The organism is Nocardioides sp. Soil774 (assembly GCF_001428125.1).
Lineage (GTDB): Bacteria > Actinomycetota > Actinomycetes > Propionibacteriales > Nocardioidaceae > Nocardioides.
Genome location: NZ_LMSM01000009.1, coordinates 141,195 through 155,776 on the forward strand (window position 1 = coordinate 141,195; position 14,582 = coordinate 155,776).

Sequence of the window (14,582 nt, forward strand, 5' to 3'; positions counted from 1 at the left end):
GATCGGCGACATGGACGCGATCACCTTCCCGCCGGCACCCACCAACGAGCCCAACCTGACCTACGCACCGGGCACCCCGGAGCGCGAGGCGCTCGTGGTGGAGCTGGCCCGACTCGAGGGCGAGCAGCACACCTTCCACGCCGTCATCGGCGGCGAGCACCGCGACGGCGGCGGCGCGGAGGTCGAGGTCGTCCAGCCCCACGACCACGCCCACGTGCTCGGCACGCTGCGCCACTCGACGGCGAAGGACGCCGAGGACGCCGTCAGGGCAGCCGCGGACGCCGCGCCCGGCTGGCGCGCGATGCCGTTCGACGAGAAGTGCGCGATCATCCTCAAGGCCGCCGACCTGCTCGCCGGCCCGTGGCGCCAGCGGCTCAACGCCGCCACGATGCTGGGGCAGTCGAAGACGGCTTACCAGGCCGAGATCGACGCCGCGTGCGAGCTGATCGACTTCTGGCGCTTCAACGTCCACTACGCCAAGCAGATCCACACCGACCAGCCGATCGCCAACAGCCCCGGCATCTGGAACCGCACCGACCACCGCCCGCTCGAGGGCTTCGTCTACGCGATCACGCCCTTCAACTTCACCGCGATCGCCGGCAACCTGCCCACCGCCCCGGCGCTGATGGGCAACACGGTGATCTGGAAGCCCTCGCCGACCCAGCAGCTGGCCGCGTCGCTGACGATGGAGCTGCTCGAGGAGGCCGGCATGCCGCCGGGCGTGATCAACATGCTCCCCGGCGACGGCCTCGACGTGTCGAAGGTGGCCCTGGCGCACCCCGACCTCGCGGGCATCCACTTCACCGGCTCCACGCCGACGTTCCAGCACCTGTGGCGCACGGTGGGGGAGAACATCACCGGCTACCGCTCCTACCCGCGCATCGTGGGCGAGACCGGCGGCAAGGACTTCATCGTCGCGCACCCCTCGGCCGACCCCGACGTGCTGCGGGTGGCGATGATCCGCGGTGCGTTCGAGTTCCAGGGCCAGAAGTGCTCCGCGGCCTCGCGCGCCTACGTCCCGCGCTCGGTGTGGGCCCGGATCAAGGACCAGCTCATCGTCGACACCGAGGCGCTGAGCATGGGCGACGTGACCGACCTGTCGCACTTCATGGGCGCCGTGATCGACGACCGCGCCTTCGCCAAGCACCGGAAGGCGATCGCGCGCGTCGAGGGCACCGACCACCTCACCCTGCTCGCCGGCGGCCAGACCGACGACTCCGTGGGCTGGTTCGTGCGGCCGACGATCGTGGAGTCGACCGACCCGACCGACCAGATGTTCTCCGAGGAGTACTTCGGCCCGATCCTGGCCGTCCACGTCTACGACGACGCCGACTTCGAGTCGGTCGTGGCGCAGATGGAGAGCTTCGCGCCGTACGCCCTCACCGGCGCGATCATCGCGCAGGACCGCGCGGCGATCGCGTGGGCACGCAAGACGCTGCGCTTCGCGGCCGGCAACTTCTACATCAACGACAAGCCGACCGGAGCCGTGGTGGGCCAGCAGCCCTTCGGCGGCGGTCGCGCGTCGGGCACCAACGACAAGGCCGGCGCCGCGGTCAACCTGCTGCGCTGGACCTCGCCGCGCTCGATCAAGGAGACCTTCGTGCCGCCCAAGACCCACCTCCACCCCCACCAGGGGTGAGGGCCGGGTGACGCGGACGCTGTGGCACATGGGGGCGCTGCACCCGTTCGAGCAGGCGCTCGTGCTGCTGCTCGCCTTCGGTCCCTTCGTGGTGCTCGGCCTCGTGGTGTGGCTACGGCGCCGGGAGGACGACCGGGAGGACTCCCGGGACGGCCGCTAGCGCGCGAGCCACTCCACGCCGACCTCGTGCTCACGGTCGAGCGCGTGCCCGACCATCTCGGCGATGAGGCCCTCGACCTTCCCGCCGACCAGCGGGATGCGGACGCTCACGACGAGGTCGACGGTCTCCGTGGTGGTGCCACCCGACTCGGTGAGGACGAGCGTGCCGACGGCCTCGCCGGGCTTGCCGGGGATCTGGAGCTCGAGGTCGGCCGCGGTCGCCGACGTCCAGGTCTCCTGCTGCACGATGACGATCTCGTCGCCGGCGAACTTGCGGGCGAACGACGGCAGGTCCGCGCCCGAGCGCACCTGCTCGATCCGCACGTGGTCGCCGTCGATGTCGACCGAGCCCCGCGCGACCTTCTGCCGCTCCAGCACCGCCTCGCGGAACGCCGGGTCGTCGAGCATCGCGGCCACCGCCTCCGCCGGGGCGTCGTACGTCAGCGTCTTGGAGAGCTTGGTGCTCATCGTGGGGACTCGCATTCTGTGTGGTCGTCAGGTCCGGGATCCGGCCCCATCATGGACTGAACGAGGGGCTCGTCAGCAGGGTTACGCGCGGGTAGGGACCTGTGTTGTGACGGTCACACGACGGGTCCTATGGTCGGTGCGTGGCAACGGCTGAGGAGACCAAGGACCAGCAGCTCGACGCGGCGACGGAAGGGCGACCCGAGTGGGGTGACCTGGTCCGGGCCTACTACCGGCACGTGCCACCGGAGGAGGTGGCCGAGCGCTCGCCGGAGGACCTCCTCGGGGCCGTCGCCTCGCACCGCGAGCTGGCCACGTCGCGGCCCCAGGGCACCGCCGCCGTCCGCGTCGTCACGCCCACGCTGGCCGACTCCGGCTGGTCGGCCTCCGGTCGCTCGGTCGTGGAGGTCGTCACCGACGACATGCCCTTCCTGGTCGACTCGGTGACCATGGAGCTCAACCGGCTCGGCCACACCGTCCACGCCGTGATCCACCCGCAGCTGTCGGTCGAGCGCGACATCACCGGCGAGCTCCAGCGCGTCGCCACCCACGTCGTGGAGCCCCTCGCCGGGACCAGCGAGTCGGGCGCGGAGTCGTGGATGCACGTCGAGATCGACCGCACCGACGGCGACGAGGCCGCCGAGGTCACCGAGGGCGTGCAGCGGGTGCTGCGCGACGTGCGCGAGTCGGTCGAGGACTGGGCCAAGATGCACGCCCAGGTGCTGGCCGTGGTCGAGCAGCTCGACCAGGACCCGCCGCCGCTCTCGGCCGACGAGCTGCGCCAGGGCCGCGACTTCCTCACGTGGCTGGCCGACGACCACTTCACCTTCCTCGGCTACCGGGAGTACCACCTCGAGGCCGAGGAGGGCGCGCCCGAGGAGTGCGGCCTGCGTGCCGTGCCGGGCTCGGGGCTCGGCATCCTGCGCCACGACCAGGACCTGTCCAGCTCGTTCGCCAAGCTCCCGCCGCTCGCGAAGGCCAAGGCCCGGGAGAAGACGCTGCTGGTGCTGGCGAAGGCCAACTCGCGCGCGACCGTGCACCGTCCGGCCTACCTCGACTACGTCGGGGTGAAGACGTTCGCTCCCGACGGGGAGGTCGTCGGCGAGCGGCGCTTCCTCGGCCTGTTCTCCAGCGCCGCCTACACCGAGTCGGTCACCCGGATCCCGGTGCTGCGCGAGAAGGTCGCCGAGGTGATGCGCCACGCCGGCTTCGACCCGCGCAGCCACGCGGGCAAGGCCCTGATGGACACCCTCGAGAACTACCCCCGCGACGAGCTCTTCCACACCTCGCCCGACGAGCTCGCGCCGGTGGCGCAGGACGTCATGTCCGCCCGGGCGCGCCGCCAGCTGCGGGCCTTCGTACGACGCGACACCTACGGCCGCTACGTCTCGGTGCTCGTCTACCTTCCCCGCGACCGCTACAGCACGGCGGTGCGTGAGCGCTTCTCCGACATCCTGCGCGAGCAGCTCGGCGGCGAGCACGTCGAGTTCACCGCCCGCGTCAACGAGTCCACGACCGCGCGCGTGCACTTCGTCGTCCACCCGCCCAAGGGCGACCACATCCCCGAGATCGACGTCGCCGACCTCGAGCGCCGGCTCACCGAGGCCTCGCGGTCCTGGCGCGACGACTTCGTGGCGGCCGTGGTCAACGAGCACGGCGAGGACCGCGGCTCGCGCCTCGCGCGGGTCTGGGCCGACGCCTTCCCGGAGGCCTACAAGGAGGACTACGAGCCGCAGCGCGGGTCCGCCGACCTCGGACGCATCGAGGCCATCGAGGGTGACGAGGGCATCGACCTCGCGCTCTTCGACCAGGACCAGCAGTCCGGTGTCTACCGCCGCGGCGAGTCACGCCTCAAGGTGTTCCGCGTCGGCGAGCCGCTGTCGCTGAGCACCGTGCTCCCGATGCTCACCTCCATGGGTGTCGAGGTCGTCGACGAGCGCCCCTACCAGCTGAGCGGACTGGCGCGTCCGTCCTACATCTACGAGTTCGGCCTGCGCCACGGCCGGGTGCTGTCGCCGCACGAGCGCACGCTGTTCGCCGAGGCGCTGCGCGCGGTGTGGGACGGCTACAACGAGATCGACGGGTTCAACCAGCTCGTCCTCAGCGCCGGCCTCACCTGGCGCCAGGCCACGGTGCTGCGCGCCTACGCGAAGTACCTCAAGCAGGGCAACTCGCCCTTCGCCCTCGACTACATCGAGGAGGCCCTGCGCAGCAACGTCGACATCACCCGGCTGCTCGTGGAGCTCTTCGAGGCGCGCTTCGACCCCGGTCGCACCGAGGGCCGGGTGCTCGAGGCCGACGCCGAGGCGCGCACCGCCAAAGTCGAGGCGATCGAGGAGCGGCTGGCCAAGGCGCTCGACGACGTGGTCAGCCTCGACCACGACCGCATCCTGCGCTCCTACCGCACGCTCGTGCGCGCCACGCTGCGCACCAACTTCTTCCAGCGCACCGCGGACGGCAGGGTCCACCCCTACATGTCGTTCAAGCTCGAGCCGTCGGCGATCCCCGACCTGCCCGAGCCGCGCCCGCGCTACGAGATCTTCGTCTACAGCCCGCGCGTCGAGGGCTCGCACCTGCGCTTCGGCGCCGTCGCCCGCGGCGGTCTGCGCTGGTCGGACCGGCGCGACGACTTCCGCACCGAGGTGCTCGGGCTGGTCAAGGCGCAGATGGTGAAGAACACCGTCATCGTGCCGGTGGGCGCGAAGGGCGCGTTCTTCTGCAAGCAGCTGCCCGACCCCTCCGACCGCGACGCGTGGCTGGCCGAGGGAGTGGCCTGCTACAAGACCTTCATCTCGGGCCTGCTCGACATCACCGACAACCTCGTCGACGGCGCGACCGTGCCGCCGCGCGAGGTGGTGCGCCACGACGGCGACGACTCCTACCTCGTCGTCGCCGCCGACAAGGGCACCGCGACGTTCAGCGACATCGCCAACGGCGTGGCCAAGGACTACGGCTTCTGGCTCGGTGACGCCTTCGCCTCCGGCGGGTCGGTGGGCTACGACCACAAGGCGATGGGCATCACCGCCAAGGGCGCCTGGGTCTCGGTGCAGCGCCACTTCCGCGAGATGGGCGTCGACTGCCAGGCCGAGGACTTCACCGCCGTCGGCATCGGCGACATGTCGGGCGACGTCTTCGGCAACGGCATGCTCTGCTCCGAGCACACCCGGCTGGTCGCGGCCTTCGACCACCGCGACATCTTCCTCGACCCCGCGCCCGACGCCGCGTCGTCGTACGTCGAGCGCAAGCGGCTCTTCGACCTGCCGCGCTCGAGCTGGAAGGACTACGACGCCTCGCTGATCTCCGAGGGCGGCGGGGTCTGGCCGCGCTCGGCCAAGTCGATCCCGGTCTCCGCGCAGGTCCGCGAGGCCCTGGGCCTGGGCGCCGGCGTCACCGCGCTCACGCCGGCCGAGCTGATGAAGGCGATCCTGGTCGCGCCGGTCGACCTGCTCTGGAACGGTGGCATCGGCACCTACGTGAAGTCGTCGGAGGAGACCCACGCCGACGCCGGCGACAAGGCCAACGACGCGATCCGCGTCAACGGCGAGGACCTGCGCGCGCGCTGCATCGGCGAGGGCGGCAACCTCGGCTTCACCCAGCTCGGCCGTGTGGAGTACGCCCGCTACGGCGCGGGCGGCAAGGGCGGTCGGATGAACACCGACTTCATCGACAACTCCGCGGGCGTCGACACCTCCGACCACGAGGTCAACATCAAGATCCTGCTCGACCGGGTGGTCCGCGCGGGTGCGATGGACGAGGAGGCGCGCAACCACCTGCTCGCGGAGATGACCGACGAGGTGGGCGCGCTGGTGCTGCGCGACAACTACGAGCAGAACCTCGCGCTCGCCAACGCCGAGGCGCACGCGCCGTCGCTGCTCCACGTCCATGAGGACTGGATGCGGGCACTGGAGAAGCGCGGCGTGCTCAACCGTGACCTCGAGGGCCTGCCCAGCACACGTCAGGTCAAGCGTCGCCTCGACCGCAAGCAGGCGCTGTCCGCGCCCGAGCTGTCGGTGCTGCTGGCGTGGACCAAGATCGTCCTGGCCGACGAGCTGATCGACTCCGACCTGCCCGACGACCCCTACCTGCGCGAGGACCTGCTCGCCTACTTCCCGCAGCAGATGGTGCCCGACCTCGAGGCAGCGATCGAGGACCACCCGCTGCGCCGCGAGATCATCGTGACCCAGGTCGTCAACGACCTCGTCAACGGTGCGGGCATGACCTTCTGGCCCCGGCTGCAGGGGGAGACCGGCGCCAGCCCGGCCGAGCTCACCCGGGCCAACTTCGTGGCGCGCGAGATCTTCGGCTCGCTGCCGCTGCGCCAGGAGATCGCGGCGCTCGACAACGAGGTGCCGGCAGAGCGGCAGACCCGCATGCGGATCGAGATGCGCACGCTGGTCGAGCGCGCGTCGCGCTGGCTGGTGACCAACCGGCGCCCCCCGCTGGACTCCAGCGCGACCGTGGCGTTCTTCCGCGGTCCGGTGCAGACCGTCCTGGCCGAGCTGCCGAGCATCATGAGCGGTCGCGAGCTCGACGACTACGCGGTGCGCGAGAAGCGGCTGACCGACCAGGGCGTCCCGGCCGACCTCGCCTCACGCGTGGCGGTGCTGGCATCGGCGTACGCCCTGCTCGGGATCGTGGAGACGGCCGACCGCCTCGGCCTCGACCCGGTCGAGGTGGCTCGCGTCCACTTCGCCCTGGGGGAGCGGCTGGGCCTGCCCGCCCTGGTCGACCGGATCTTCGCGCTGCCGCGCGACGACCGCTGGCAGACCATGGCGCGCGCCGCGGTGCGCGACGACCTCTACGGCGTGCACCAGCAGCTGACGGCACGGGTGCTGGAGACCACGAGCAGCGAGGACAGTGCCCCGGCACGGGTCGCCGAGTGGGAGGACTCCGAGCAGGAGCTGGTCACCCGCGCGGCCGGCACGCTCGAGGAGATCTGCCGCGAGGAGACCGCCGAGCTGGCCCGGCTCTCCGTCGGGCTCCGGGTGGTGCGCGGCCTGCTGTCCTGAGGCGCCGCCGGTCTGGTCGATGAACTGCTTCGTCTACGAGCCCGGGAGGCCACGCGACTGTCGCTCGGCACGGGGGCGGCGCGGAACAGGTGCGCCTGTCAGGCTCGACCCATGAACGCATCCTTCGCCCCTGAGGGGGCCCAGTGGCTCAACGAGCCGGAGTGGCGGGTCGACGGGGAGGTGCTGGAGATGCGCGCCCGCGAGGGCAGCGACCTGTGGCAGGTCACCAGCTACGGGTTCGCCCGCGACACCGGGCACGCGCTGCTCCACCCGCTCGAGCCCGGACAGGCCTGCGAGGTCGACGTCCTCGCCGACATGAGCGAGCAGTTCGACCAGGCAGGGCTGCTGGTCCGGGTCGACGCGACGCACTGGCTGAAGGCCGGCCTCGAGCTGGCCGACGGTCGGCTCGGTGCCAGCGCGGTGTTCACCGACAGACGCTCGGACTGGTCGACCAGCCCGGTGGACGAGTGGGCCGGCGCCTGGGTGCGGCTGCGCATCAGCAGGGGAGCGGACAGCCTGACGGTCCGCGCGCGACCCGAGGGCGGGCAGTGGCGGCTGGTGCGGCTGGTGCCGTTCTCCGCGTCCGGGTGGGTCGGCGTCGGTCCCTACTGCTGCAGCCCGAGCCGGGCCGGGTACGTCGCGCGCTTCCGTGCGCTCGCCGACGGGCCTGCAGACGAGGAGCTGCACCCCTAGCCGGGGCCTCAGAACAGCAGGACGGCGGCCACCACGCCGGCGGCCACGACGGCACCCCTGAACACGGTGTCGGGGAGCGTGCGACCGATGCGGGCGCCGACGTAGCCGCCGCCGAGCGACCCGGCGGCGAGCAGCACCACGACGTCCCAGCGCGGGTCGGCGACGACGACGAAGATCAGTCCGGCCACGATGTTGCCGACCATCAGCGACAGGGTCTTGAGCCCGTTGACCACCCGGAGCTCCAGGTCGGTGCCGAGGCCGAGCACAGCGACCATCATCACCCCGGCACCGGCGCCGAAGTAGCCGCCGTACATCCCGGTGACGGTCGCGAAGCCCGTGGTGACCGGCGACATGTGCAGGCGCTCGGGGCAATGCTCGCCGTGCAGGGCGGCGTGGCGCTCGCGCAGCCAGCGCGAGATGCGCGGCTGGACGCCCACGAGCAGGCAGGTGAAGAGGATCAGCCACGGCACGACCGCCTCGAAGACGCCCGGCGGCAGGCCGAGGAGCAGCGCGGCTCCGGCGACGGCGCCGAGGGCGCACACCAGCACGATCGACCGGGCCACCCCGCCGGCCTCGCGCACCTCCCGGCGGTAGCCGAGGACCCCACCCAGGCCACCCGGGATGAGCCCGAGGGTGTTGGACACGTTGGCGACGACCGGCGGCAGGCCGAGCCCGACGAGCACCGGGAAGCTCAGCAGGGAGGCGACCCCCACGGTGGAGGAGAGCACGCCGGCGCCGAACCCGGTGGCGAGGACCAGCAGCGTCTCGAGACCTGTCACTGCTGCTCGCGGAGCAGCGCGACGTCGCTGACCATCGCCACGTGCGCGTGCATCGCGTCGGCCGCCGCCTCCGGGTCGCCGGCGCGGATGGCCTCGGCGATCGCGCGGTGGCCGGCCAGCGAGTCCTGGGGACGGCCGGGCTGGCCGAGCGACTCCAGCCGGGTCTCCCGGACCAGGTCGCCGATCTCGTCCATGAGGCGGGCCAGCAGCAGGGAGTGCGAGGCGGCGGTCACGGCTCCGTGGAAGCGCTCGTCGCCCTCCACGCCCCGTCCGCCGGCCTCGATGTCGGCGGCCATGAAGGCCAGGGCGTCGTCGATGCGGGCGAGGTCGTCGTCGGTGCGCCGGGCGGCGGCCAGTGCCGCGATCTTGGTCTCGAGCGCGTCGCGGGTCTCGATGATCTCGGGCAGCCGGTCGGCGTGGCTGCGGATCGCCTCGACGATACGGGTGGACTGGCGGTGACCGGCCGTGACCAGGGTGCCGTCGCCGTGGCGCACCTCGACCACGCCGATGACCTCGAGCGCCACCAGCGCCTGGCTCAGCGTGGCCCGGCTGACGCCGAGGCGCTGGGCGAGCTCGCGCTCGGGCGGCAGCCGGTCGCCGGCGGTGAGCCCGTTGTCGCTGATCCACGACGAGATCTGCCCGGCGACCTGCTCGTAGAGGCGGGTGCGGAGCAGCCGGGGCGGGAACGAGGGCGGGCCGGGCGACTCGGACATGGAGACACCCTATTGACGATCGGCGCATTGTCCTATTGGCTAGGCCACTGAGCCAAGCGCGTGATGAGGGTCACCCCCGGGTCCTCGCCGTGCCGGCCATCGACTCGGAGGTGTGGGCATGGGCCCGGAATGGATTGCGATCCTCGCGCTGGTCGCGTTGTTCGTCATCGGCACGGTGCTGCCGATCAACATGGGAGCGCTGGCCTACGTCGCCGCGTGGTTCGTCGGGATGTACGCGCTCGACCTCGACGAGAAGGAGATCATCGCCGGCGTCAGCGGTGACCTGATCCTCACCCTCATCGGCGTGACGTACCTCTTCGCGATCGCGCGCAACAACGGCACGGTCGACCTCATCGTGCGCACTGCGGTGCGCGCCGTCGGCGGTCGGGTCGCGCTGATCCCGTGGGTGATGTTCGCGGTCACCGCGGTGCTCACCGGCATCGGTGCGGTCAGCCCCGCGGCGTGCGCCATCATCGGCCCGATCGCGCTCGGCTTCGCCGGTCGCTACGGCATCAGCCCGTTGATGATGGGCATGTTCGTCGTGCACGGTGCGCAGGCCGGCGGCTTCTCGCCGATCAGCATCTACGGCACGATCACCAACTCCGTGATGGAGGATGCCGGACTGCCGTCGAGCGAGGTCACCGTCTTCCTCGCCAGCCTCGTGGTCAACACCGTGATGGCCGCGATCCTGTTCATCGTCCTCGGCGGACGCAAGCTGATGGCGATGCGCATCGACCCGAACGAGCCCGACACGCTCGACGAGGACCTGCACCGCGGAGGACACACCGTGCCGGCCCGCGGCACCGGAGCCACGACGATGACCGGCACCCAGGCCGTGGGCGTGCGTCACGACCAGATCCTCACGCTCGTGGCGTTCGTCGGTGTCGCGCTCGTGGCACTCGTCTTCGACAAGAACATCGGCTTCGTCTCCATCACCGCGGCCGTCATCCTGGCGATGCTGGCGCCCCACGAGCACAAGGACGCCGTCAAGCAGATCGCCTGGCCGACCGTGCTGCTCGTCGCCGGTGTCAGCACCTACGCCACCATCCTCACCACCGCGGGCTCCCCGGAGTTCGTCGGCACGTGGGCCGCGGGCCTCGGCGCCGCCGCGATCGGCGCGCTGATCCTCTGCTACGTCGGCGGTGTCGTCTCGGCGTTCGCCTCGTCCACCGCGCTGCTGCCGGTGATCATCCCGATCGGCGTCCCGCTCATCGCGGACGGCGGCATCAACGCCGCCCTCTTCGTCGCCGCGCTCGCCGTGTCGTCGACCATCGTCGACGTCAGCCCGTTCTCCACCAACGGTGCGCTCATGCTCGCCAACAAGCCCGACTCGATCAGCGAGCCGGTCTACTACAAGCAGATCCTCGGCTACGGCGTCATCGTCACCCTGGTCGGGCCGCTGCTCGTCTGGGCCGCCCTCGTCCTCCCGGGCTGGTGACACGATGACCGGCCCTCTCTCCGACCTCCTCGTCGTCGACCTGACCCGAGCCCTCGCCGGCCCGCACGCCACCCAGATGCTCGGCGACCTCGGTGCGCGCGTGATCAAGGTCGAGGCCCCCGGCAGCGGCGACGACACCCGCGGGTGGGGACCGCCGTTCGTCGGCGAGCCCGACGCGCGCCAGTCGACGTACTTCCTGTGCACCAACCGCAACAAGGAGTCCATCGCGCTCGACCTCAAGGACGCCGGCGACAAGGACGTCCTGGTCGGGCTCGTGGAGCGCGCCGACGTGCTGGTCGAGAACTTCCGCACGGGCGTGCTCGAGCGGCTCGGCCTCGGCATCGAGGAGCTGATGCGGCGCAACCCGCGCCTCGTCGTGCTCTCCATCACCGGCTTCGGCCACGACGGCCCCGAGGGCGGTCGCGCGGGCTACGACCAGATCGCGCAGGGCGAGGCCGGCCTGATGTCGCTGACCGGCTCGGGCCCCGACGACCCGCAGCGGGTCGGCGTGCCGATCGCCGACCTGCTGTCCGGCATGTACGGCGCCTACGGCGTGCTCGCCGCGCTCCACGAGCGCGAGCGGACGGGCGAGGGCACGGTCGTGCGGACGTCGCTGCTGGCCTCGGTCGTCGGCGTGCACGCCTTCCAGGGCACCCGCTGGACCGTCGCCGGCGAGGTCGGCCGCGCTCAGGGCAACCACCACCCCTCGATCGCTCCCTACGGGCTGTTCCACTGCCGCGACGGCGCGGTGCAGATCGCCCTGGGCAGCGAGGGGCTGTGGAAGAAGTTCTGCGCGGGCTTCGGCCTCGACCCCGACGCCGAGGGACTCGCGACCAACAGCGAGCGCGTCGCACGCCGCGACGACGTGATCGCGCTCGTCGAGCAGGCCTTCGCCGACTGGGACGCCGAGCCGCTGCTCGCCCGGCTCGCCGAGGTCGGTGTGCCGGCAGGCAAGGTGCGCAGCCTCGACGAGGTCTACGAGTGGGACCAGGTCGCCAGCCAGGGCCTGCTCGTCGACGTCGCCCACCCCACGCTCGGTGACATCACCCTGCCCGGGCCGCCGCTGCGCTTCTTCGACGCCGCGGGCACCGAGGTCACCCGTCGCGACCACGTCGCGCCGCCGCTGCTCGACCAGCACGCCGACGACATCCGCGCGTGGGTCGGCGGGGGCGGCGCGTGAACACACCCGTCAAGCGCTGGACCTCGCACGAGCTGCTCGACCTGGTGCTCGACCCGGGCACCTTCACCTCGTGGGACTCACCCATCGACCTGTCCGACGTCGAGCCGGGCTACCGCGCCGTCCTCGAGGCCGCCGCGCTGAAGGCGGGCACCGACGAGTCGGTGCTCACCGGCCGCGGTGAGGTGCGCGGGCGGCCGGTGGCCGTGGTGGTCAACGAGTTCGCCTTCCTGGCGGGCTCGATCGGGCGGGCCGCGGCCGACCGCATCGCCTCCGCCGTACGTCGTGCCACCGCGGAGGGCCTGCCGCTGCTGGCCAGCACGTCGTCGGGCGGCACCCGCATGCAGGAGGGCACCCCCGCCTTCGTGCGGATGGTCGAGATCTCGCGCGCGCTGATGGACCACCGCGCCGCCGGGCTGCCCTACCTCGTGCACCTGCGTCACCCCACCACCGGCGGCGTCTACGCCTCGTGGGGCTCGCTCGGCCACGTCACCGTCGCCGAGCCCGGCGCCCTCGTCGGCTTCCTCGGCCCCAAGGTCTACGAGGCCCTCAACGGCCGGCCCTTCCGGCCCGGCGTCCAGGTGGCGGAGAACCTCGCCGCGGCCGGCGTCATTGACGGTGTCGTCGGTGCCGAGGACCTGCCGGCGATGGTCGACCTCGCGCTCTCCGTGCTCGTCGACCCGCCCGGGCCCGGCGCCCTCGAGCCGCGCCCGGCCGCCCCGATCGGCGACCACGCCGCCTGGGACAGCGTCGAGCGGACGCGGCGTACGGACCGGGCCGGGGTGCGCGACCTGCTCGCCCACGGCGCCAGCGGCACCATCCAGCTGCGCGGCACCGACGAGGGCGAGCGCGACTCGAGCGTCCTGGTCGCCCTGACCCGCCTCGACGACCAGCCGTGCGTGGTCATCGGGCAGGATCGGTCGCGCCAGACACCGGGGCACGCCATGGGCCCCGGTGCGCTGCGCGAGGCACGCCGCGGCATGCGGCTCGCCCAGGAGCTCGGCCTGCCGCTGGTCAGCGTCATCGACACCCCCGGGGCCGAGCTGTCGCCGGAGGCCGAGGAGCGCGCCATCGCCGGCGAGATCGCCCGCTGCATCGCCACGCTGACGACGATGACCGTGCCGACGGTCTCGGTCATCCTCGGCCAGGGCTGCGGGGGAGGGGCGCTCGCGTTCCTGCCGGCGCAGACCGTCGTGGCGACCGAGCACGCCTGGCTCTCGCCGCTGCCGCCCGAGGGCGCCAGCGTGATCGTGCACGGCGACGTCACGCACGCCGCCGAGATGGCGCAGCGCCAGCGGGTGCGCGCAGCGGACCTCCTCGCCGACGGGGTCGTCCACCACGTCGTGCCCGAGGTCGACGGGGAGTCGCCGCGCGCCCTCGCCGTCGCGGTGGCGGCGGAGATCGGCACGATCCTGCGCCGCTCGACCCGGAGGGCCGTGCCGCTCGGCGCCTGAGCCGTGCGACGATCCGCCCATGACCTCCGCGCCCCAGATGTTGACCCTCCCCGACGGCCGGCAGCTGGAGTTCCTCACCGGCGGCGCCGAGGACGGCTTCGGTCTCGTCTACCACTCCGGCACGCCGAGCGGTGCGGTCGTCGACCCGTCGATGTGGGCCGCCGCCGAGCGCGCCGGCCTGCGCCTGGTGACGTACTCCCGCCCCGGCTACGGCGCCTCGACCCCGCGCCCGGTGCCGGAGGGCTGGCCGGTGCCCATCGCCGCTGACGCCGACGACACCGCGGCGCTCCTCGACCACCTCGGGATTGGCGAGTTCGTCACCCTCGGCTGGTCGGGTGGCGGTCCGCGCGCCCTGGCGTGTGCCGCCCTCCTCCCCGAGCGTTGCCGCGCCGCGACGAGCCTCGCCGGCGTCGCCCCGCGCGAGGCCGAGGGCCTCGACTGGCTGGCCGGCATGGGCCCGGAGAACGTGCGCGACTTCGAGGCCGCCGACCGCGGCCGTGAGGCCTTCCGCCCCATCGCCGAGCAGGAGGCGGCCGAGCTCGGCTCGGTCACCACCGACGACATCGTCGAGGCCTTCGGCGGGCTCGTCGACGAGGTCGACGCCGCGGCGCTCACCGGCGAGTTCGCCGAGGTGGTCGCCGCGTCCTTCCGTCACGCGATGGCGCAGGGGCCCGAGGGGATGCTCGAGGACAACCTGCAGATCGCCCGCCCGTGGGGCTTCGACCTGGCCGGCATCGTCGTACCCGTCTCGGTGTGGCAGGGCGCCCACGACAAGATGGTGCCCTTCGAGCACGGCCGCTGGCTCGCCGCGCACGTCCCCGGCGCCCGCGCGCACCTCTTCGACGACGAGGGCCACATCTCCCTCGCCACGCGGATGGACGACATCCTCGCCGACCTGCGGGAGCTGGCCGGGCTCTGACCCGGTCTCGGGCGGTGAGTGAGGAGGATTCCTGCGCCAGAAAACCCGCCTCACGCACCGCTTGGCGGGCGGGGCTGGCGGCGTCGGTGAGTGAGGAGGCGTCCTCGGCCGGAAAACCCGCCTCACGCACCGCTCGG

The 14,582-nt window shown here is 72.3% G+C and carries 11 protein-coding genes; 8 read left to right on the plus strand and 3 right to left on the minus strand.

All coding sequences use genetic code 11. The features are described 5' to 3' along the window. Nucleotides 1–10: 10 nt before the first annotated feature. Both pruA and ASG76_RS19775 read left to right on the plus strand, forming a co-directional pair. Complete coding sequence (pruA, locus tag ASG76_RS14665; RefSeq protein ID WP_056604830.1) at nucleotides 11–1,639, plus strand: L-glutamate gamma-semialdehyde dehydrogenase; 1,629 nt, start codon at nucleotides 11–13, stop codon at nucleotides 1,637–1,639. Between the two features lie 28 nt (nucleotides 1,640–1,667). Further along, nucleotides 1,668–1,799, plus strand: coding sequence for a hypothetical protein (locus ASG76_RS19775; RefSeq protein ID WP_268788370.1), 132 nt, complete (start codon nucleotides 1,668–1,670; stop codon nucleotides 1,797–1,799). On the opposite strand, the gene ASG76_RS14670 is transcribed toward ASG76_RS19775, so the two are convergent. Beyond that, nucleotides 1,796–2,266, minus strand: coding sequence for a DUF2505 domain-containing protein (locus tag ASG76_RS14670; protein WP_056604833.1), 471 nt, complete (start codon nucleotides 2,264–2,266; stop codon nucleotides 1,796–1,798). The two genes, ASG76_RS19775 and ASG76_RS14670, sit on opposite strands and share 4 nt — an antisense overlap. 140 nt (nucleotides 2,267–2,406) lie before the next feature. On the opposite strand from ASG76_RS14670, the gene ASG76_RS14675 reads away from it, so the two are divergent. Both ASG76_RS14675 and ASG76_RS14680 read left to right on the plus strand, forming a co-directional pair. Then, entirely contained in the window at nucleotides 2,407–7,272 is a 4,866-nt protein-coding gene (locus ASG76_RS14675; RefSeq protein ID WP_082587571.1) for an NAD-glutamate dehydrogenase, read from the plus strand. Between the two features lie 111 nt (nucleotides 7,273–7,383). Then, a complete protein-coding gene (locus ASG76_RS14680) occupies nucleotides 7,384–7,965 on the plus strand; it encodes a DUF1349 domain-containing protein (protein WP_056604837.1) in 582 nt (193 codons plus the stop codon). A gap of 8 nt (nucleotides 7,966–7,973) precedes the next feature. Here the strand turns inward: ASG76_RS14680 and ASG76_RS14685 are convergent, their stop codons facing one another. Both ASG76_RS14685 and ASG76_RS14690 read right to left on the minus strand, forming a co-directional pair. Then, a complete protein-coding gene (locus ASG76_RS14685; RefSeq protein ID WP_056604840.1) occupies nucleotides 7,974–8,744 on the minus strand; it encodes a sulfite exporter TauE/SafE family protein in 771 nt (256 codons plus the stop codon). Further along, nucleotides 8,741–9,457, minus strand: a complete 717-nt coding sequence (locus ASG76_RS14690) for a FadR/GntR family transcriptional regulator (protein WP_056604843.1) — start codon at nucleotides 9,455–9,457, stop codon at nucleotides 8,741–8,743. Before ASG76_RS14690 ends, ASG76_RS14685 begins: the two co-directional genes overlap by 4 nt. A 118-nt stretch (nucleotides 9,458–9,575) precedes the next feature. Here ASG76_RS14690 and ASG76_RS14695 point away from each other — a divergent pair, with 118 nt between their 5' ends. The 4 genes from ASG76_RS14695 to ASG76_RS14710 are packed head-to-tail and all read left to right on the plus strand — an operon-like array spanning nucleotide 9,576 to nucleotide 14,445. Then, complete coding sequence (locus ASG76_RS14695) at nucleotides 9,576–10,895, plus strand: SLC13 family permease (RefSeq protein ID WP_056604846.1); 1,320 nt, start codon at nucleotides 9,576–9,578, stop codon at nucleotides 10,893–10,895. Nucleotides 10,896–10,899: 4 nt separating this feature from the next. Further along, on the plus strand, nucleotides 10,900–12,075 hold the full coding sequence (locus ASG76_RS14700; protein WP_056604849.1) for a CaiB/BaiF CoA transferase family protein: 1,176 nt from the start codon (nucleotides 10,900–10,902) through the stop codon (nucleotides 12,073–12,075). Beyond that, nucleotides 12,072–13,526, plus strand: coding sequence for a carboxyl transferase domain-containing protein (locus ASG76_RS14705; protein ID WP_056605310.1), 1,455 nt, complete (start codon nucleotides 12,072–12,074; stop codon nucleotides 13,524–13,526). Before ASG76_RS14700 ends, ASG76_RS14705 begins: the two co-directional genes overlap by 4 nt. A gap of 19 nt (nucleotides 13,527–13,545) precedes the next feature. After that, complete coding sequence (locus ASG76_RS14710) at nucleotides 13,546–14,445, plus strand: alpha/beta fold hydrolase (RefSeq protein WP_056604852.1); 900 nt, start codon at nucleotides 13,546–13,548, stop codon at nucleotides 14,443–14,445. Nucleotides 14,446–14,582 lie beyond the last annotated feature (137 nt).

What these genes read in the sequence shown, in the direction of transcription:
- pruA (WP_056604830.1), top strand. Translation starts at nt 11, where the DNA reads ATGGACGCGATCACCTTCCCGCCGGCACCCACCAACGAGCCCAACCTG.
- ASG76_RS19775 (WP_268788370.1), top strand. Translation starts at nt 1,668, where the DNA reads ATGGGGGCGCTGCACCCGTTCGAGCAGGCGCTCGTGCTGCTGCTCGCC.
- ASG76_RS14670 (WP_056604833.1), bottom strand. Translation starts at nt 2,266, where the DNA reads ATGAGCACCAAGCTCTCCAAGACGCTGACGTACGACGCCCCGGCGGAG.
- ASG76_RS14680 (WP_056604837.1), top strand. Translation starts at nt 7,384, where the DNA reads ATGAACGCATCCTTCGCCCCTGAGGGGGCCCAGTGGCTCAACGAGCCG.
- ASG76_RS14690 (WP_056604843.1), bottom strand. Translation starts at nt 9,457, where the DNA reads ATGTCCGAGTCGCCCGGCCCGCCCTCGTTCCCGCCCCGGCTGCTCCGC.
- ASG76_RS14695 (WP_056604846.1), top strand. Translation starts at nt 9,576, where the DNA reads ATGGGCCCGGAATGGATTGCGATCCTCGCGCTGGTCGCGTTGTTCGTC.
- ASG76_RS14700 (WP_056604849.1), top strand. Translation starts at nt 10,900, where the DNA reads ATGACCGGCCCTCTCTCCGACCTCCTCGTCGTCGACCTGACCCGAGCC.
- ASG76_RS14710 (WP_056604852.1), top strand. Translation starts at nt 13,546, where the DNA reads ATGACCTCCGCGCCCCAGATGTTGACCCTCCCCGACGGCCGGCAGCTG.